The following is an 18,318-nucleotide window of genomic DNA, read 5'->3' as shown; positions in this document are numbered from 1 at the left end:
GGGTAGGAAACATGGCACAAATAAACACGAAAGACGACCTGTTGAAAAGAGCCGGAGCGGTTTTCGGGGAGCTCAGGAAGAACGGGGATGACAAGCGGTCTGCGCAGCTTGCGGGAATCATCCGAAAATGGCTGAGAAAAGAAGTGTACATTGCGTTAACCGGACATTATTCAGCAGGAAAATCATCGCTATTGAACGCGCTGCTTCAGGAAGACGTCCTGCCGACAAGTCCGATACCGACGAGCGCCAATCTTGTGCTGGTCCGCCGGGGGGAAATGAAAACAACACTCCATACGATCGATGGAAGATACGCCCGGATGGATGGCTCTTATGATAAAGAAAAAGTGCAGGCGTACTGCAGGGACGGCAGCCAGATTGAAATGGTGGAAATCGAGGGGCCATTTTTAGGAATCGCGCCTCAGGCCGTCTTAATTGACACGCCCGGAATTGATTCGACGGACGATGCCCATTTTTTATCGGCGTCTTCGATACTTCACCAGGCGGATGCCTTGTTTTATGTCGTGCATTACAATCATGTCCATTCTGAAGAAAATGTGAAATTTCTTCGATCAATAAAAGATCAGATACCCAATATTTTTTTCATCGTGAACCAGATTGACCGTCATGACGAAGCAGAAACAGGCTTCCATGCCTATAAAAAGCAAGTGCTTGATATGCTGCAGAAAGAAGGGATCGATGAAGATCATCTCTTTTTTACATCGGTCACCGAAGCCGGTCATCCGCTGAACGAATTCACCCGGCTTCGCGCTGTGCTGGAAAGGTTGCAGCATCAATCCGAACAGCAGCTAAAGGCATATACGGAGCAAAAAATCAGCAGCCTGATTCATGACCATATCAAAATGCTGATCAGTGACGAAGACACGGCTCTGTCTGAAGAAACCGCTTCCTTAAGAGAAAAAGTCGAGTCTGTAAAAGCACGGCTTGCTGATTTGATAGAACAGGAAAAACGGGCGGAGGAACAAATCAAAAAAGACATTCATACAATTGCCCAAAACGCAAACTTAACGCCGTTTGAGATGAGAGAACTGGCCAAATCGTATTTGGAATCTATCGAAAAAGGCTTTAAAAAAGGCTTTCTTTTCAGCAAGGCCAAAACGCTTGAAGAAAAACAAAAACGAAAAGAAGTGTTTCTTGCCGACGTTCAAAAAAGGGTTCAAGCCGAAATCGACTGGCATGTCATTGAAGCAATCAAGGCTTTCATGAACCGCTTTAACGTCCAGAGTGATGAACTGCTTCGGGACGTTCTTCAATTTCGGACAGAGGTAGATGAAAATGAACTGCTTCGTTCCCAGAAAAAAGGGGCTGAGCTTACACCGGAATACGTGCTGAACTATACGAAAGAACTGGCTGAAAACATCAGAAGAAAGGCAAAAAGACAAGCGCAGCCGCTTATCGATCAGCTCAAAACATTCATCAAAGAAAGAAGCGGCCTGCAGGCGGAAGCGATGAAAGTCGAATATGAAGCGGAACAGGCGAAGCTCGCCGAGCTCGAAAGCCGGTTGATCGAACAGCAGAAGTCATATGAAAAAGCAAACCGTCTCTGGGATCAATGGGAACACGGCGATCAGAGCGAGCTGCCAGCGAATTGGTATGCCGAAGAAAAAAAGCCCCTTGAAAAACCGCTTGATGCCCGACGAGCGGAACCGGTCCGTGTGCAAGGGGAAAACAGCAGCCGTAAAGACGATGTGCTCCATCCGAAAAAGGGCGTTTCTGAGTACATTGAGCACTTTTTCGACTTGGCCCGGTTTTTGGCGGATATTCCTGCTTTGGAAAAGCAGCGAAAAGCATTCTTGGACAAAACGGAACGCCTTCATACAAAGCAGTTTACCCTGGCGCTCTTCGGCGCATTCAGTTCCGGCAAATCGTCTTTTGCAAATGCGCTCTGCGGGCGGAAAGTGCTGCCGTCATCTCCGACGCCGACAACGGCAACGATTAATAAAATAACAAAACCGTCGGGAACCAAAAGGAACGGGACGGCTGAAGTCGTTTTTAAAACGGAAGAGGAAATCAGAGCGGAACTGGATCAGCTATTGGAGGGGAAAATGGCTGCGGCAAAAGGCTCCGCTTTTGGCGAAAAACTTGGAAACCTTTTGAAAAAAGGAGACCTGGATGATGATGAACGGCTGCTGATCAAGAACTTCCTCAAAGCTTATGAGCGTTATGGTTCATATATCAACGATCGGGAAATCCTGACGATTTCCGCTGAAGATCTGCATCCGTATGTCGCTGAAGAACAAACGGCCTGCGCCGTCCGTGAAGTCACCGTTTATTTGAGCACACCGGTCACGGAGAAAGGAATTACGATCGTCGATACACCGGGTGCCAGCAGCATGAATAAGCGGCATACTGAGCTTGCGTTTCAATACATGAAAGATGCCGATGCTCTGCTTTACTTAACATACTACCAGCATGCATTTTCCAAAGCGGACCGGTCGTTTTTGCGCAAGCTCGGACTCATTAAAGACGCTTTCAGCATGGATAAAATGTTTTTTATTTTAAATGCGGCAGACCTCGCGGAAAACCCGGCCGAATTACAGACGGTTGAAGACTATGTTAGGGGAGAGCTCTTGAAAGAAGGCATTCAAAACCCGCATCTGTATCACGTATCGAGCAAACAGGAGCTCAGCAAAAAAGCTTCGCCGAATAACGATTTCAGCAGATTAAAGCGGGAGCTCGACGATTTTATCGAAAATGGTCTAGCCAGAACAGCTGTCGAAGAGCTGCTTGATGAAGGCAAAAAACTGTGTGAAACCGTCTTTCAGCTCCGCTGTTCATTGCACCGTTCCGCTGAAGAAAAGGAAGCGGAGCAAAAGCGGATCGCCAAAGCTTATCAAGCGGCTTTAGCTGTCATTGAAGAAGCAGAAAAGGGATCATCAATCCTTCAAATGACCGAAAAGGATGTGGAAGAGCAATTTTACCACATGAGGCAGCGCCTGGCCTTTTATGCACACGATTTATTTAAAGCTGCAATCCATCCAGGGCTTCAGAACGGAGATTGGCGCGCCAATCTGCAAACCGCTTTGAAAAGCTGCTTAAAGGAGTATGAATTCGAATTTTTGCAGGAACTAAAAGCGCTTGATATCAGAATGGAAAACATCATGCTCAAGTATGCCGGCGAACAGTGGGCAAATGCCGTAAAAGAGCGGCTTGCCGATAATCCTTATTTTGCGGTTCATATCACAGCTGACCGCCCTGAGACCGGCAGCTGGGAAACAGCTGCAGCGTCAGCGGATGAAGGGGAATTTGCAGATGAACTGAAAATGTTCAAAACGCCTAAAGCGTTTTTTCAGCAAAATGGCAAAGCCCGGCTTGTCGAGGCGTTTACTGCAAAGCTTTCGGCTATCACGGACGAATGGATTCAACGTGAAAAGCGGACATGTTTAAAGCGCTGCAAAACGAGCGCCGGACAATTACAGAAAGCGGCTGTTCTGTCCGCAAAAGCTCAACTCGAAGAACAAAAAGAAGCGTACTTTCATGAGCCGTTGGAAAGCGCAGAGCGTGAAAACATTGAAAAAGCGCATAACTTGGCAGGCGAATGGCTCCGCTCAAGTTGAATCAGATTGATATTGGTATGGATATCTGGCCGGCAGACATGATAGACTGAATAAAAAAAGAAGGGAATTAGATGATGACAAACGTTCATGAAGCCATTACAGCACATTCCAAAAAACAGCACCAGCACATCAAGCAGTTCGTGCGTCTCGAACAGGAGAGGGAAAAAGCGATCGATGAAGCGGTTGATAAGTGCCGGCGAAATGAAGCATTTTCAACCGGCCTCATCAACCAAATTACCATGCAAATGAACGAATTGGCCAAAAAAGGCATCGTTCCCACGAGACGGCTCGTCTCGAAAGAAATGGTCGCCGAATACGTCAGCCGAAAATATCCGCAGGCCTAGCTGGTGAATCCTTCCGCGTGTGGCGTCATGTTTTTTTGCAAAACATAAATCATGTCACGCCCGCTGGAGGTGAAGTGTAATGGGAAGAACAAAGCTTGGCAACGCGAATGCACAGCGAAACAACAACGCTAAAAAGAAGAACGGCTTTAATACTGAATTTGCGACTGAATCCTATTCGCAAATGGAAGCCGCCAAATTAATTTCTAGCAAAAAACAGCACCAAAAATAGAAACAGCGTCGATTGACGCTGTTTTCATCATTTTTGCTCCTGTGGTACAATAAGTGCATTGTATGATGAAAGGAAGTTTCCATAATGAACAAGAAGCTGCTGCTTGTAGACGGGATGGCTTTATTATTCCGGTCTTTTTTTGCGACTGCGGTGCACCGCAATTTTATGCTGAATGACAAAGGGGTGCCGACAAACGGGGTTCACGGCTTTTTAAAGCATCTGTTAACCGCGGTGTCTGCGTTTGAACCGAGTCATGTCGTCTGCTGCTGGGACATGGGAAGCAAAACGTACCGCAACGATTTATTTAAGGACTATAAAGCGAATCGCGGCGAGCCGCCTCTAGAATTGATACCGCAATTTGACATGGCAAAGGAAGCGGCGGAAGAGCTCGGGATTTTAAATATCGGCATTGCGGGCTATGAAGCCGATGACTGCATCGGCACGCTGTCAGCGATGTTCAGCGAAGAAGCGGAGATCACGATCGTCACCGGTGATAAAGATTTGCTTCAGCTTTTAACAGTCAATGTTAAAGTCGCCCTGCTACAAAAGGGAATCGGCAATTATAAAGTATACACGGAAGAATCATTCAGTGAAGAGACCGGTGTCGAGCCGAAGGCTTTGATTGACATCAAAGCGCTGATGGGTGATACAAGCGATAACTACCCGGGTGTAAAAGGCATCGGCGAAAAGACGGCCTACAAACTGATTAAGGAATATTCGACTGTTGACCGGCTGCTGGAAAACATCGGACAGCTGACAAAGGGTCAGCAGACGAAAATAACCGAATGTCTTGAAGACCTGAAGCTGTCCAGAATCCTTGCAGAAATCAAATGCGATGTACCGCTTTCCTGCTCATTGGACGACGCAGACTTCACCTTGATGCATGACAGGGCGAAAGCGATGCTGAGACTTCATCAAATACGGGGAATCGAACCGCTGCTGGTAAAATTCGAAAAAAGAGAGATCGGATAACCGATCTCTCTAATGTTTTGTATTGCTTTTTTTCGCCCGGTTTTCAAGCTCGGTTTTTGGGTCTGTATGCCGGTTATCCCGGTTTAATACAATATCTCCCTGGGGCGTGACACCGCCTGTCAGGCGGCCTCTTCCTGCTGAATGCTGTTTTTCCACATGAACCACCTCACTCGTTATGATGTGCAGCGGGAATGGATTTTACTCGGGGTGATTCAGCAATATCGCCTTTTTCGCAAGCTTGTCAGCCGCCTGGTTAGACTTCGAAGGAATCCACTTGATAAAAAATAAATCAAAATCGTTTTTTAAGCGGATGATTTCATCCAGATAAGGCTTAAATGCCTGATTTTTGACAAACTCCAAATCCGCCGTGCGCTCGACGATCTGCGAATCGGTCCGAAACGAAACGATCCGGTAGTTTCGTTCGGCGCACAGCTTCATTCCTTCGATCAGCGCCTTGAATTCCGCTTCATGATTGCTCAGTAAGCCGGCGGGAAGGGAGAAGGACTCGGTCTTCTGACCGTCTTTGATGAAAATGCCAAGTCCGGACGGTCCGGGATCACCCGCGCTTGCTCCGTCGATATAGACCTCAATCGGCATTGTTTCCGCTCCTTTCATCCAAAGGGGTGATTCTTTTAGCGGCATAAGCGTACGGCGCTGCGAAAACGGCGACAACGAATTTCAAGACATATGTCGTGATGAAAATCTGAATCCAGACATTCAGCGGATAAGCGCCCATAAATGCGACGCTTGTAAAAATCAATGTATCGAGCAGCTGGCTTAGGGCTGTGCTGCCGCTGTTGCGAAGCCACAGTGCCCGATCGGAAGGAAATAACCTTCTGATTCCCGAATATACATAAACATCAAGCGTTTGGCTGATGATATAGGCGAGCAGGCTGCCGAGCGCCACACGGGGCAAGAAGCCGAATATCGTCTCCAGCGCAGGCTGTGCAATGTCTTCCGGATGCGGCTTGAACAGAAGCGCTCCCTGCATGACGAGCGTCAAAGCAATCAGAATGAAAAAACCGATTGAAACGGCTTTTTTCGCTTCTTCCTTTCCGTATCTTTCATTGATGACGTCGGTCGCAAAAAATACGCTTCCGTACAGGATGTTGCCGAGTGTCGCGGTCAACCCGAACAGCTCGACCGTTTTGACCACCTCGATATTGGCGGCGGCTGTCGCAAAACCGATCCAGACAAATAAACCGGTTTTGCCAAATCGTTTAAAAAAGAAGAGAACAATGATAAAATTAATGATCGCAAAACTAATCCATAATATTTCGTTAAACAAGAACGGGTACTTCCTTTCTGAATAAACTGTTTTGATTATAGCATAACAAGCCATAATTTGAATAAAGGTGATTTTGTGAAACTGAGAGCAGGTATGAAAATCAAGATTAAAGGGTCTTCACCCATTCCTTTTACAGCTGATGAATGGATCGAGATGAAAGAGGCAGTGGCGGCCGGGCGTCAGCTTTCTCAAAGTCCGTATGTCACTGAACTTGAGTTTGAAGATGAGAAGGGCAGCTTTTGGACTCTGAAAGAGCTGGAAAAGCTGAAAGAAGAACTTGCGGCTGAACCGGATGAGATCACCGTCTATTTTGACGGCAGCTATGATAAAGAAAGTCAGCTCGCTGGTTTAGGCATTGTGATATATTACTCCCTCGGCGGGGACCGGTACCGATTGAGAAAGAACAAGAGCTTTCGGCTGACAACGAATAACGAGGCGGAATATGCGGCTCTCTCCGAAGCCGTTAAAGAGCTTAGAGACCTTGGGGCAAGCAGGAACTCCATCGTCATTAAAGGGGATTCGCTCGTCGTGCTGAACCAGCTTGAAGGTAACTGGCCATGCTATGACCCCGTTCATTCGAAATGGCTGGACAGAATCGAGAGCCAGCTTCAAAAATTAAAGCTAACGCCCACCTATATTCAAATCAGCCGTAAAGACAACAAGGAAGCGGATCAGCTCGCAAAAAAAATGCTTGAGCATACCATTGTGGAAAGCCAAATCAAACTAGATGAATAACGGAGATGAACGTTTTGGATAAGAAAGAGATCTTTAAGGAACTCACACATTTGCAGGACACCTACTGTGAAGGGTGCTTCATTAAAAAACACTTCAGAAAAGAATACGGAAAAACGTATGCCCACGCATTTTGCATTTCAAAATGCACGGTCGGAGAAAAGCTCCGAACCTATGGAGACGTGCTGACAAACAAAAATTGATCCCCCCAATAAACCATCATCCTTGGGCCGCGCTAAAAAAACCGCTGAACGCGGTTTTTTTAATGCTGTGATTCGTCAAGCTGGTGCTGGCAATCATTTAAGATGTTGAGCTGTTCGTTTAAGAAGTCTTCATCCAGTGCGGATAGTTCCTCAGCCTGTGACAGCTGTCTGGCGTCTTCGATGGATTGATACGCCGATTTCAGCAAAGTGGAGCTCTTTTGCCTCGTCGCCATTCCCGTCGTCTTTTGGGCGGTTTCTACGGCTATTTCAAGCTGCTTGCGCTGATTAAATCCCGTTACAAGATCATCGCGATGTTCTGAGTTCATGATCATACACCTCCGACAAGTATTTTTTCTAAAAAAGGCATTTTTATGTGTGAAATAGAAAAAATAAAGTAAAATTAATCCGATATAACTATTGAACCTAAAAAATATAAGTCTTTATTACTAATTTAGGTAATCATGAAAAAAAGGAGTCTGAGGAACAGTGGAAAGCAATGAACTGCAAACCGTTCTTCACAAGACATTTGTGGAGGTATATAAAGATCTTGAACAGCTCGTTGATATCGCGAAAAAGGGGCGTCCATCTCTCGAGAAGAACATTGAGGAAATCGAGCAAAGGTTGAAGCAAAATATACTGGCAATCGAAATTCAGCTGAAAATTAAATAGGAGAGGCAAAAAATGCCTCTCCTCTTATTTGAAGTCTCAATTGTCTTGATTTTGTTAAAGCTTTACAACGTTAGATGCTTGAGGTCCACGATTACCTTCAACAATCTCGAAAGAAACTTCTTGTCCTTCTTCTAGAGATTTGTATCCGTCACCTTCGATTGCAGTGAAATGGACGAATACATCGTCTCCGCCTTCAACTTCGATGAAGCCGAAGCCTTTTTCATTGTTAAACCATTTTACTTTACCGTTTTGCATATTGCTTAATCCTCCTAGTACTGTAGCACAATGTGCTAAAAAAAATTTTCATCATCTAACGGTGTTCTGCTAAATGATGGTTTCACTATACACTATCTATGGAGGCTTCGTCAAGCTGTCAAGAGAAAAAAATGAACTTTAATGCTTTTTTAAGGAATTTCTTTGAAATCGTTTTCAGTTTCTGGTTATTGATCATTATTTTTCGCAAAGTGGACGAAACATTTTAAGCGTCAGCCCGTATATAATAAAACCAATATCAGGAATGCGAAGAGGAGTGTTTATAGATGAACCGTTATTCGGTTGATGAGTTTGTATCCAAAACCCAGCAGGAAGACAAAGGGGAGGGGCTGTTTGAAATGGAAACACCCCGTCTCTTGGAAGTTAATCTCGATGGAAAAGTGTGGGCAAAGGCCGGTTCGATGGTTTCCTACAGGGGAAGAGTCAAATTTAAGCGTGAAGGGGTATTTGAACACGGAATTGGACGGATGGTGAAAAAAGTGTTCAGCGGAGAAGGGGCTGCACTGATGAAAGCGGAAGGAAACGGAAAGGTGTACCTCGCTGATCAAGGAAAGAAGATCTCCATCTTAAACTTGAAGGGGGACTCCATATTTGTGAACGGGCACGATCTGCTCGCATTTGAGCCGTCAATCCATTGGGACATCAAACTGATGAAAAGAATTTCCGGCATGCTGGCCGGTGGATTGTTTAACATTAAGCTTGAGGGAACTGGAATGGCTGCAATCACAAGCTATTACGAACCGCTCACTTTGATCGTAACCCCGGAAAGCCCAGTCTATACCGATCCAAACGCAACGGTTGCCTGGTCTGGAAGCCTTCAGCCTGAATTTGTGACAGATGTATCTTTTAAGACGTTCATCGGCAGGGGAAGCGGGGAATCGATCCAAATGAAGTTTTCAGGGAACGGGTTTGTCGTTGTGCAGCCGTTTGAAGAAGTTTATTACTCGGAATCTTAATATTAAACGAAAAAAACACTTGCAGGGCAAGTGTTTTTTTGACTCGGGCTTTTTTAGGACAGCGCCCGGACAGTCTGTTTTTTGTTCATGATGATTTCAGACTGCTCGATAATGTCCGTCAGGATGACTTCTGATGAATTGGATAAATGCAAGTTTTTAATGTTTTTCTTCATTTCGTTTAACTTTTTCTCATCAGCCAAAAGGGAGGAGACTGATTCAAGAATTTCCTCATGCCTGTTGACGACGATGGCAGCTCCTCTGTCTTCGAAGAACAGGGCATTTTCCTTTTCCTGCCCGGGAACAGGCTTGTAAAGGATGACGGGAACGCCGATTGCCGTGGCTTCCGTCAGGGTAATTCCGCCCGGCTTTGTGATCATGCAGTCAGCCACCCTGAACAGCTCGTCAATTCTTTCAATATAACCGAGTGATTTCAGCTTGTTTGGATAAAGGGCTTCAATGTCTTCCAGTGAAGATTTCAGCATCGTATTTTTTCCGCACACGACGACGACTTGAACATCCTCTTTCGTCACCAGAGATTCACACAGTTCCTTTACGTTTTTAAGAACCCCGTGTGCGCCTGCCATGATCAGCAATATCTTCTTGTCGGGAGACAGCTGATACTTCTCGTAGATTTTATCTTTGTCCATTTCTTCTTCAAACTGCCTGCGGATCGGAATACCCGTGATCTTGACATTGCTCGGGTGAGTGCCGATTTCGAGCAGTTTTTCCTTCACATAATCAGTGGCAACGTAATATTTGTCAATGTGTTCGTGGACCCAAATTTTGTGAAGGCAGAAATCCGTCATGACGTTAAAGGTCGGAATGACTTTTCCCATTCTCCGTCTGTATTCGGGTACGACAATCATTGGAAACGTATTGATGATGATGTCTGGCTGATGTTTTTTAACCAGTTGGTCCAGCCGTTTATTTCCCATTTTGAAATAAATATTAAACTTTCTTTTATTGTAAATTTTATCGACCCCATAGTAGAAAAGGCGATAAAACTGTTTACCGATTGAAAAGCTTTTCAGGTAGAGATACTGTGTGATCTCTGACACAATCGGGTTTGATTCTTGATACAAATTCGAAACAGTTACATTCTTAAAACCGAGCCGTTCGCACTCTTGGTAGAGCGTTTTGGCTACTTGAACATGGCCATTTCCGTAATTTGCAGTCAAAATTAATATATTTTTATTGGTATTCAAGCATATTCACCTCAATTAATTCAAACAGCAAGAGCTAAAATGGTAAAAAAACAGGAGTCAATGTCCACACATACCATACCATAAATATTATTTTAATTATAAATGAAGAACAAAAATTAAGGTATTTTTAAAGTATGGATCGGCAGGAAAGCACTGGGTTCCTTATTATTCCTGCTTTCGCGGCCAAGCCGAACCCCCTTATGGAAGACTAACCCAACAGTATTTTAACACATTTTGAATGTCTTGCATCAGACCAGGGCATGAGAATTTCATTTCCACTCGTACGGTGTTTCCTGGTAAACGTAATAATTCAGCCAGTTCATGAACAAAAGAGTCGCGTGGGCTTTCCAGCGGTTTACAGGCGCCGCACCGTCCGGCCCGTCTTTAAAATAATTCACCGGCGGATCAATGTCCATGTTTCTGGCCAAATCCCTTTCATACTCTTCTTTAAGAGTATCTGTATCATACTCAGGATGTCCAGTTAAAAAAACTTGTTTTTCATCTTTTGAAGCAATTAAACAGACGCCCGCTTCATCGGATACGCTGAGCACTTTTAAATGAGAAACGGCTTTTAGGTCATCCATATTTATATCTGTATGCCTTGAATGCGGGACATAGTAGAACTCTTCAAAGCCTCTGATCAGTCTTTCATTTTTCTCCATTATTCTGTGTTCGAAAACGCCAAATGTTTTTTTCGGCAGTTTGACTTTGCGAATTCCGTAATGATGATAAAGCCCCGCCTGCGCTCCCCAGCAGATGTGGAGCGTTGACGTGACATGCGTTTTGCTCCACTCTAAAATCTCCTGAAGTTCTTTCCAATAGGACACTTCCTCATACTCCAGGTGCTCGATCGGCGCGCCGGTAATGATCATGCCGTCAAATTTTCTGTTCCTGATCGAAGAAAAAGTTGTATAAAACTGTTCCAAATGCTGCCTTGGTGTATGTTTTGGCGTGTGTGTAGACGGTATTAAAAAAGTGAAATATACCTGTAAAGGAGAATTTCCGAGCATTCTGAGCAGCTGTGTCTCGGTCCTGATTTTCTGCGGCATCAGATTAAGAATCACAATATTTAAAGGTCTGATGTCCTGATGAAAAGCCCGTTTTTCATCCATGACAAAAATATTTTCACTTTCAAGAATCTGCTTCGCTGGCAAATTGATAGGTATGTTGATAGGCAACACGCCACCTCCGGTTTTCTCCGCTGATTTTTCTTCATTATAGGAACTTTTTGGCGATATTTCAATGTGTGAATTGTGTTACAATGAAAGAAGTGTGTGAAAAATATGGAAAATCATCGTGTGATGAACCAAAAGGAGGATCCTCTTGCAAATGAAATCCCATCTATCAGACATAGAAATCGCCCAAAGTACGGAATTAAAACCGATTGCCGAAATTGCACGGAAGCTCAATATAAATGACGATGAAATAGAGTGTTTTGGTTGCACAAAAGCGAAAATTTCTTTAAAAATTTTTGAGCGTTTAAAAGAAAAAAACGATGGACAGGTGATTTTGGTAACCTCCATCAACCCGACCCCGGCCGGCGAAGGGAAGTCGACTGTCACCGTCGGATTGAGCCAGGCGCTCTGGCAGATTGGCAAAAAATCGATCGTTGCACTGAGGGAACCTTCACTCGGTCCGACAATGGGACTGAAAGGCGGGGCTGCCGGAGGAGGATATTCCCAGGTTCTTCCGATGGAGGATATCAATCTTCACTTTACAGGAGATATGCATGCGATCACAGCTGCGAACAACGCTTTGGCGGCTTTTATAGACAATCATATTCATCAGGGAAACGAATTAAACATCGATATTAGAAAAATCGTCTGGAAAAGGACGCTTGACCTCAATGACAGGGCGCTGCGCGAAACCGTTGTCGGCTTAGGCGGAAAAGCGAACGGATTTCCCCGGGAAGACGGCTTTGACATTACTGTCGCATCGGAAATCATGGCCGTTTTATGCCTGGCCGGAGACTTGGCCGATTTAAAAAGACGTCTGGCAGCAATGATCGTTGCCTACACTGTTGACGGACAGCCGGTGACGGCCGGCATGCTCGGTGTTCAAGGAGCGCTCGCTCTCCTGTTAAAAGATGCCATCAAACCAAACCTTGTTCAGACTGTTGAAGGAACACCGGCGCTCGTCCACGGAGGCCCGTTTGCAAACATCGCACACGGGGCGAACAGTTTGATCGCGACTAAAACGGCGGCGAAACTGGCTGATTATGTCGTGACTGAAGCGGGATTTGGCGCGGATTTGGGTGCGGAAAAATTCATGCACATCAAAACGAGAGCCGGCGGGTTCACCCCGGGAGCGGTCGTGATCGTCGCCACCGTAAGAGCGCTGAAAATGCACGGCGGAATGCCTCTCGCCGATTTGAAGCAAAAAGACGTAAACGCGTTAAAAAGCGGAATCGCAAACCTTGCCAAGCATATCGAAACGATAGACGCCTTCGGTCTTCCGTACGTTGTGGCCGTCAACAGGTTCGTACACGATGCGGAGGATGAGCTTGAGACGGTTCTTGGCTGGTGCAGGGACAACGGGCATCCGGCTGCACTGTGCAATGTTTGGGAAGAAGGCGGAAAAGGCGGGATTGACCTGGCAAGGGAAGTCATTCATGTCATGGAGCAAAAGGACAATCATTTTTCCTATTTATACGAATTAACCGACTCGATCGAAGACAAATTAGCCAAAATTTCCCGCACCGTTTATGGAGCCGAGGGGGTAGAGTTTACCGAAAAGGCGAAAAAGCAGCTGCTGGAATTGAAAAAGAACGGATTGGACGGGCTGCCAGTATGCGTGGCCAAAACTCAGTATTCTTTATCAGATGATCCGGGGAAAATTGGCAGGCCGAAAGGTTTCAGCATCACCGTCCGTGAATTAAAACCATCGAGGGGCGCGGGATTTATCGTCGCTTTAACTGGCAGCATTTTAACAATGCCCGGGCTGCCGAAACATCCTGCTGCACTTAAAATGGATGTCGGTGAAGACGGCAGGGCCAAAGGTTTATTCTAAAAAGGAGGGACCGTCATGTCCATTTACGATATCAGCGTCAAGACGATTAAAGGCGAGGACACGACACTGCGGCCGTATAAAGGCAAAGTGCTTCTCATCGTCAACACGGCCTCAAAGTGCGGATTTACACCCCAATATCAACAGCTTCAAGACTTGTATGAAACATATAAAGACCGGGGGCTTGAGATTCTGGGCTTTCCCAGCAACCAATTCATGAATCAGGAGCCTGGCGATGAAAAAAGCATAGAAGAATTTTGCAGCGTAAACTACGGGGTCACGTTTCCGATGTTTTCGAAGGTGAATGTAAAAGGAGATCAAATCCACCCGCTGTTCCGCCACTTGACGAACAAGGCGAAGGGCATGCTTGGAACAAAAGCGGTCAAATGGAATTTCACAAAATTTCTCGTTGATCAAACCGGGGAGAACGTTGAGCGTTTTTCACCGCAAACCAATCCAAAGGAGATGGAGGAGGCCATTCAGAAATGGCTGGGCTGAATCAGGAACAAACAGAACAGATCCGCTTGATGTCCGAATGGGTAAGAAAAAAGCTCGCAGCCGAAGGGACAGGACATGACTGGCTGCATATCGAAAGGGTTCGGAACATAAGCCTTCAGATTGCAAAAGAAGAGGGTGCAGACCTGTTTGTGACCGAAGCTTCCGCCCTTCTCCACGATATGATTGATGTAAAGCTGGACGATGAACACCGGGTTCCGCTTGATGAGTTGAAAAGGCGCCTCTCAGAAGACTGGAAGGTCGATCCTGGAACGGTTGACGGGATTCTTGCCATCATCACAAGAATGTCATTCAGAGACAGAGAAAAATATAAAGACGAACGCCTTTCAAAAGAAGGTATGGCAGTTCAGGATGCCGATCGGCTTGATGCGATCGGCGCCGTCGGGATCGCCAGGGCTTTGATGTATGCAGGGGCAAAGGGTCATCTCCTCTACGGGAGCGCCAATGCGCCTACTGCTGTCGGCCACTTTTACGAGAAGCTTCTCCTTTTAAAAGATTTGATGAATACAAAGACGGGACGGATGCTCGCGGAAAAAAGGCATCAGCTGATGCTCGAATTTCTCGGCGAACTGGAAAATGAATGCGCCTTCTCCAGAGAAAGCCGCCTTGATAGATCAGGGCCGGGGGTTATGGTAGAATAAGACCGGATCTTTTAACAGAGGGGGACAATGATGAAAATTAAATCGATAGAACCGACACCGAGCCCGAATACAATGAAGGTGATTTTGACCGAAGAACTGCCGGGCGGAAAAAGCAATAATTATAAAAAGGACCATGCGGAAGGCGCGCCTCCCGTCATCCAAGAGGTTTTAAACATAGAGGGAGTAAAAGGCGTCTACCATGTGGCCGATTTTATCGCTGTCGAGCGCAATGCGAGATTTGACTGGAAAGACATCCTCCCTGCCGTGCGTGCTGCTTTCGGAATGGACGAAGCCGAAGAGGCGGGGGGCCGTTCCGAAGAAAAAGAATCGTTTGGCGAAGTTAAAGTCTTCGTGCAAATGTTCAGCGGGATACCGATGCAGGTGAAATTGACCGACGGCGAGCGCGAGGAGCGCTTCGGCCTTCCAGAACGTTTCCAAGAAGCGATCTTGAAGCTTAAAACCGCGTCTTCCAACGTCGTGCTCGAACGGTCTTGGAAAGAGCAAGGCGTCAGATTCGGCGATTTTTCAGAAATCGGCCGTGAAGTAACGGAAGAGCTTGAGGCGGCTTACGATGAGGAGCGCCTGCGGAAGCTGACGGAATCAGCCGCATCAAGCGATGCTGAGGATAAACGCGCGGCTGTGCAGCGAAAGTCTTACCGGGTAACGCTTGAAATGATGGATGAGGAAGATTGGCAAAAACGCTATGCCCATCTTGAACAAATGGATCCGGATGAAAAGGACATTCCAGTACTCGAAAAAGCGCTCAATGACCCGAAAACATCGATCAGAAGACTTGCTGTCGTTTATTTGGGCATGATCGAAACGCCTGCGGTGCTTCCTCTTTTATATCAAGCACTCGAAGACAAAACGATCACGGTCAGAAGAACAGCCGGTGATTGTCTGTCAGACATCGGAAACCCGGAAGCGATTCCGGCAATGATCAAAGCGCTCAAGGACCCGAGCAAGCTTGTGCGCTGGAGAGCCGCCATGTTTCTGTACGAAGTCGGCGATGAGAGCGCGCTTCCCGCTTTAAAAGAAGCTGAAAACGATCCCGAATTTGAAGTCAGCCTTCAAGTCAAAATGGCGGTCGAACGGATCGAATACGGTGAAGAAGCGAAAGGCTCCGTATGGAAGCAAATGACGGAAAGCCGCAAAAAAGACGGCTGACAAGGACGCTGGAAACAGCGTCTTTTTTTATGCCTTAAGCTCTTCGCTCTGCAGCGGGGATCCATCCGGGAATTTTGAAAAAAGTCACGCGTCTTGTTATAAAATATCACTTTTTCTATAAAAATATTTCGAATATTGTTGAAAAACACGCTGAAAATATATATAGTAGTTAGCAATCATATGGAATGTGGAGGTTCTGATTCATGGGGAATGATTTACAGATGAAGATCAAAACAACCGTCATCTTGCGGATCAGTCCGGCAAGCGGTTAGCAGACAGTTTTTTAAAACTGAATATTCAGAAAATATAGAATGTAAATACGAAGATGTTTAGGAGGATCACGATGACAGGTTTACGCAGTGACATGATTACAAAAGGGATCGACAGAGCGCCGCACCGCAGTTTGCTGCGCGCGGCTGGGGTAAAAGAAGAGGACTTCGGCAAACCGTTTATTGCCGTTTGCAACTCATATATCGATATCGTACCGGGTCATGTCCATTTGCAGGAGTTTGGAAAAATCGTCAAAGAGGCGATCAGAGAGGCCGGCGGTGTTCCGTTTGAATTTAATACAATCGGGGTCGACGACGGAATTGCGATGGGGCACATCGGAATGAGATATTCTCTTCCGAGCCGCGAAATCATCGCCGATTCAGTGGAAACGGTTGTATCAGCGCACTGGTTTGACGGAATGGTATGTATTCCAAACTGCGATAAAATCACGCCGGGTATGATCATGGCAGCAATGCGGATCAATATTCCGACCGTGTTTGTCAGCGGGGGGCCGATGGAAGCGGGAAGAACGAGCGACGGACGGAAAATCTCGCTTTCCTCTGTATTTGAAGGCGTTGGCGCTTATCAATCAGGCAAAATCGATGAGAAAGGGCTTGAGGAGCTTGAACAGTTTGGCTGTCCGACATGCGGATCATGCTCGGGCATGTTCACGGCCAACTCGATGAACTGCCTTTCTGAAGCTCTTGGCATCGCCATGCCGGGCAACGGCACCATTTTGGCGACATCGCCCGACCGCAGGGAATTTGCCAAACAGTCGGCCCGCCAGCTGATGGAGTTGATCAAGTCGGATATTAAACCGCGCGACATCGTGACCGAAAAAGCGATCGACAACGCGTTCGCTTTAGACATGGCGCTCGGTGGATCAACGAATACGATCCTTCATACGCTTGCGATCGCCAATGAAGCGGGGGTCGACTACTCGCTTGAACGGATCAATGAGGTAGCGGCAAGGGTTCCGCATTTATCAAAGCTTGCGCCGGCTTCCGATGTGTTTATTGAAGATTTGCATGAAGCTGGAGGCGTATCAGCAGTCTTAAACGAGCTGTCGAAAAAAGAAGGCGCGCTTCACTTGGATACGCTGACCGTAACGGGAAAAACGCTTGGCGAAAATATTGCCGGGCGCGAAGTGAAAGATTACGAGGTCATTCATCCGATCGATCAGCCGTTTTCAGAGCAAGGCGGACTCGCCGTCCTGTTCGGCAACCTGGCGCCTGACGGTGCGATCATTAAAACCGGCGGCGTCCAAGACGGGATTACCCGCCATGAAGGACCTGCGGTTGTCTTTGACTCACAGGAAGAAGCGCTTGACGGCATCATTAACCGTAAAGTAAAAGCGGGAGATGTCGTCATCATCCGCTATGAAGGTCCTAAAGGCGGACCGGGAATGCCTGAAATGCTTGCACCGACTTCGCAGATCGTCGGAATGGGCCTCGGTCCGAAAGTTGCTTTAATTACCGACGGCCGCTTTTCCGGAGCCTCCCGCGGTCTTTCGATCGGCCACGTTTCGCCAGAAGCAGCCGAAGGCGGCCCGCTTGCTTTCGTAGAAAACGGCGACCATATCATTGTTGATATCGAAAAGCGGATTTTAAACATCGAAATCTCCGATGAAGAGTGGGAAAAAAGAAAAGCAAACTGGCCCGGATTTGAACCGAAAGTGAAAACGGGCTATCTCGCCCGGTATTCAAAGCTGGTGACATCTGCCAATACCGGCGGCATTATGAAAATCTAGCGGTTTTTTCGCCCGGTGTTTGAAATTCAGCCCCCGCTGTAGTATCCTTGACATCAGTAGCAAGGTTTATAGAGGGGGCTTTTTAATATGTCAACAGCTTATGAAGAATACATGCGCCAGCTCGTTCTTCCGATGCGTCAGGAATTGGTGCAGGCCGGCTTTAAAGAGTTATCGACCGCGGAAGAAGTTGAGACATTCATGGAAGGTGCAGAAGGCACGACTTTCGTCGTCGTCAATTCAGTCTGCGGATGTGCCGCAGGGCTGGCGAGACCGGCAGCCGTTCAGGCCGTCTCCGGAAGCGAAAACGGGCCTGATGAGACCGTTACAGTCTTTGCCGGACAGGACCGCGAAGCAACGGCGAAAATGAGGGAATACTTCGAAGGATATGAACCGTCTTCACCTTCAATGGCACTGCTGAAAGGCAAAGAAGTCGTTCATTTCATTCCTCGTGAACAGATTGAAGGCCGTGAAATGACGGAGATTATGAAAAACATCACGGACGCTTTTGAAAAACATTGCTAA

Annotated in this window: 21 protein-coding genes; 14 read left to right on the top strand and 7 right to left on the bottom strand. The window is 46.6% G+C overall.

The genetic code is table 11. The features are described from left to right. Positions 1–11 precede the first annotated feature (11 nt). The 4 genes from M1D59_RS12085 (at position 12) to M1D59_RS12070 (ending at position 5,120) form a co-directional block, all read left to right on the top strand. Positions 12–3,575 carry a dynamin family protein gene (locus M1D59_RS12085; protein ID WP_458117438.1) on the top strand — a complete coding sequence of 1,188 codons (3,564 nt, stop codon included), beginning with the start codon at positions 12–14 and terminating at the stop codon, positions 3,573–3,575. A 74-nt stretch (positions 3,576–3,649) separates the two neighbouring features. After that, positions 3,650–3,919 (top strand): YpbS family protein, encoded by a 270-nt coding sequence (locus M1D59_RS12080; protein WP_023857403.1) that lies wholly within the window; start codon positions 3,650–3,652, stop codon positions 3,917–3,919. A gap of 79 nt (positions 3,920–3,998) precedes the next feature. After that, positions 3,999–4,148, top strand: a complete 150-nt coding sequence (locus M1D59_RS12075; RefSeq protein WP_003182852.1) for a hypothetical protein — start codon at positions 3,999–4,001, stop codon at positions 4,146–4,148. Positions 4,149–4,232: 84 nt separating this feature from the next. Further along, the gene (locus M1D59_RS12070; RefSeq protein WP_020451896.1) at positions 4,233–5,120 is read left to right on the top strand and encodes a 5'-3' exonuclease; all 888 of its coding nucleotides are present in this window, start codon (positions 4,233–4,235) and stop codon (positions 5,118–5,120) included. 9 nt (positions 5,121–5,129) lie between these two features. Here the strand turns inward: M1D59_RS12070 and sspL are convergent, their stop codons facing one another. From sspL to M1D59_RS12055, 3 genes are read right to left on the bottom strand one after another with little or no spacing between them, the layout of a single operon-like run. Further along, positions 5,130–5,276: a small, acid-soluble spore protein L gene (gene sspL / locus M1D59_RS12065; RefSeq protein ID WP_003182847.1), complete on the bottom strand. Its 147-nt coding sequence runs from the start codon at positions 5,274–5,276 to the stop codon at positions 5,130–5,132. A gap of 42 nt (positions 5,277–5,318) precedes the next feature. Then, positions 5,319–5,717 (bottom strand): reverse transcriptase-like protein, encoded by a 399-nt coding sequence (locus tag M1D59_RS12060; RefSeq protein WP_020451895.1) that lies wholly within the window; start codon positions 5,715–5,717, stop codon positions 5,319–5,321. Beyond that, positions 5,707–6,408 (bottom strand): queuosine precursor transporter, encoded by a 702-nt coding sequence (locus M1D59_RS12055; protein ID WP_023857402.1) that lies wholly within the window; start codon positions 6,406–6,408, stop codon positions 5,707–5,709. The genes M1D59_RS12060 and M1D59_RS12055 overlap by 11 nt, the downstream gene beginning before the upstream one ends. A gap of 75 nt (positions 6,409–6,483) precedes the next feature. Between M1D59_RS12055 and M1D59_RS12050 the strand changes: the two genes are divergently transcribed. Beyond that, positions 6,484–7,143, top strand: coding sequence for a reverse transcriptase-like protein (locus M1D59_RS12050; protein ID WP_216920200.1), 660 nt, complete (start codon positions 6,484–6,486; stop codon positions 7,141–7,143). Between the two features lie 14 nt (positions 7,144–7,157). Beyond that, a complete protein-coding gene (locus M1D59_RS12045) occupies positions 7,158–7,343 on the top strand; it encodes a zinc-finger domain-containing protein (protein ID WP_003182841.1) in 186 nt (61 codons plus the stop codon). Between the two features lie 59 nt (positions 7,344–7,402). Here M1D59_RS12045 and M1D59_RS12040 read toward each other — a convergent pair whose 3' ends face one another. Beyond that, positions 7,403–7,669, bottom strand: coding sequence for a DUF2564 family protein (locus tag M1D59_RS12040; RefSeq protein WP_020451892.1), 267 nt, complete (start codon positions 7,667–7,669; stop codon positions 7,403–7,405). Positions 7,670–7,829: 160 nt separating this feature from the next. Here M1D59_RS12040 and M1D59_RS12035 point away from each other — a divergent pair, with 160 nt between their 5' ends. After that, on the top strand, positions 7,830–8,012 hold the full coding sequence (locus M1D59_RS12035; RefSeq protein ID WP_003182837.1) for a hypothetical protein: 183 nt from the start codon (positions 7,830–7,832) through the stop codon (positions 8,010–8,012). A gap of 54 nt (positions 8,013–8,066) precedes the next feature. On the opposite strand, the gene cspD is transcribed toward M1D59_RS12035, so the two are convergent. Beyond that, positions 8,067–8,267 (bottom strand): cold-shock protein CspD, encoded by a 201-nt coding sequence (gene cspD, locus M1D59_RS12030; protein ID WP_003230776.1) that lies wholly within the window; start codon positions 8,265–8,267, stop codon positions 8,067–8,069. 284 nt (positions 8,268–8,551) lie between these two features. On the opposite strand from cspD, the gene M1D59_RS12025 reads away from it, so the two are divergent. Beyond that, on the top strand, positions 8,552–9,241 hold the full coding sequence (locus tag M1D59_RS12025; RefSeq protein ID WP_025811255.1) for an AIM24 family protein: 690 nt from the start codon (positions 8,552–8,554) through the stop codon (positions 9,239–9,241). Positions 9,242–9,294: 53 nt separating this feature from the next. On the opposite strand, the gene M1D59_RS12020 is transcribed toward M1D59_RS12025, so the two are convergent. Together M1D59_RS12020 and metA are read right to left on the bottom strand one after the other, a co-directional pair. Then, complete coding sequence (locus tag M1D59_RS12020) at positions 9,295–10,446, bottom strand: diglucosyl diacylglycerol synthase (protein ID WP_020451890.1); 1,152 nt, start codon at positions 10,444–10,446, stop codon at positions 9,295–9,297. 269 nt (positions 10,447–10,715) lie between these two features. Continuing rightward, positions 10,716–11,624: a homoserine O-acetyltransferase MetA gene (metA, locus tag M1D59_RS12015; RefSeq protein ID WP_025811256.1), complete on the bottom strand. Its 909-nt coding sequence runs from the start codon at positions 11,622–11,624 to the stop codon at positions 10,716–10,718. Between the two features lie 151 nt (positions 11,625–11,775). Between metA and M1D59_RS12010 the strand changes: the two genes are divergently transcribed. The 6 genes from M1D59_RS12010 (at position 11,776) to M1D59_RS11985 (ending at position 18,318) form a co-directional block, all read left to right on the top strand. Continuing rightward, entirely contained in the window at positions 11,776–13,455 is a 1,680-nt protein-coding gene (locus M1D59_RS12010; RefSeq protein WP_103749549.1) for a formate--tetrahydrofolate ligase, read from the top strand. 15 nt (positions 13,456–13,470) lie between these two features. Next, on the top strand, positions 13,471–13,950 hold the full coding sequence (locus tag M1D59_RS12005) for a glutathione peroxidase (protein WP_020451887.1): 480 nt from the start codon (positions 13,471–13,473) through the stop codon (positions 13,948–13,950). Next, positions 13,938–14,609, top strand: a complete 672-nt coding sequence (locus tag M1D59_RS12000) for an HD domain-containing protein (protein WP_035338550.1) — start codon at positions 13,938–13,940, stop codon at positions 14,607–14,609. The genes M1D59_RS12005 and M1D59_RS12000 overlap by 13 nt, the downstream gene beginning before the upstream one ends. Positions 14,610–14,639: 30 nt before the next feature. Next, positions 14,640–15,776 (top strand): conserved virulence factor C family protein, encoded by a 1,137-nt coding sequence (locus M1D59_RS11995; RefSeq protein WP_026579412.1) that lies wholly within the window; start codon positions 14,640–14,642, stop codon positions 15,774–15,776. A gap of 343 nt (positions 15,777–16,119) precedes the next feature. Next, on the top strand, positions 16,120–17,796 hold the full coding sequence (gene ilvD, locus M1D59_RS11990) for a dihydroxy-acid dehydratase (protein WP_020451884.1): 1,677 nt from the start codon (positions 16,120–16,122) through the stop codon (positions 17,794–17,796). 87 nt (positions 17,797–17,883) lie between these two features. Continuing rightward, positions 17,884–18,318, top strand: coding sequence for a BrxA/BrxB family bacilliredoxin (locus tag M1D59_RS11985; RefSeq protein WP_025811259.1), 435 nt, complete (start codon positions 17,884–17,886; stop codon positions 18,316–18,318).

This window comes from Bacillus sp. PK6-026 (genome assembly GCF_054161455.1).
Note: the sequence above shows the minus strand (reverse complement) of the source record. Positions and strands in the feature narration are given on the sequence as shown.

What these genes read in the sequence shown, in the direction of transcription:
- M1D59_RS12085 (WP_458117438.1), top strand. Translation starts at nt 12, where the DNA reads ATGGCACAAATAAACACGAAAGACGACCTGTTGAAAAGAGCCGGAGCG.
- M1D59_RS12080 (WP_023857403.1), top strand. Translation starts at nt 3,650, where the DNA reads ATGACAAACGTTCATGAAGCCATTACAGCACATTCCAAAAAACAGCAC.
- M1D59_RS12075 (WP_003182852.1), top strand. Translation starts at nt 3,999, where the DNA reads ATGGGAAGAACAAAGCTTGGCAACGCGAATGCACAGCGAAACAACAAC.
- M1D59_RS12070 (WP_020451896.1), top strand. Translation starts at nt 4,233, where the DNA reads ATGAACAAGAAGCTGCTGCTTGTAGACGGGATGGCTTTATTATTCCGG.
- M1D59_RS12060 (WP_020451895.1), bottom strand. Translation starts at nt 5,717, where the DNA reads ATGCCGATTGAGGTCTATATCGACGGAGCAAGCGCGGGTGATCCCGGA.
- M1D59_RS12040 (WP_020451892.1), bottom strand. Translation starts at nt 7,669, where the DNA reads ATGAACTCAGAACATCGCGATGATCTTGTAACGGGATTTAATCAGCGC.
- cspD (WP_003230776.1), bottom strand. Translation starts at nt 8,267, where the DNA reads ATGCAAAACGGTAAAGTAAAATGGTTTAACAATGAAAAAGGCTTCGGC.
- M1D59_RS12025 (WP_025811255.1), top strand. Translation starts at nt 8,552, where the DNA reads ATGAACCGTTATTCGGTTGATGAGTTTGTATCCAAAACCCAGCAGGAA.
- M1D59_RS12010 (WP_103749549.1), top strand. Translation starts at nt 11,776, where the DNA reads ATGAAATCCCATCTATCAGACATAGAAATCGCCCAAAGTACGGAATTA.
- M1D59_RS12005 (WP_020451887.1), top strand. Translation starts at nt 13,471, where the DNA reads ATGTCCATTTACGATATCAGCGTCAAGACGATTAAAGGCGAGGACACG.
- M1D59_RS12000 (WP_035338550.1), top strand. Translation starts at nt 13,938, where the DNA reads ATGGCTGGGCTGAATCAGGAACAAACAGAACAGATCCGCTTGATGTCC.
- M1D59_RS11995 (WP_026579412.1), top strand. Translation starts at nt 14,640, where the DNA reads ATGAAAATTAAATCGATAGAACCGACACCGAGCCCGAATACAATGAAG.
- ilvD (WP_020451884.1), top strand. Translation starts at nt 16,120, where the DNA reads ATGACAGGTTTACGCAGTGACATGATTACAAAAGGGATCGACAGAGCG.
- M1D59_RS11985 (WP_025811259.1), top strand. Translation starts at nt 17,884, where the DNA reads ATGTCAACAGCTTATGAAGAATACATGCGCCAGCTCGTTCTTCCGATG.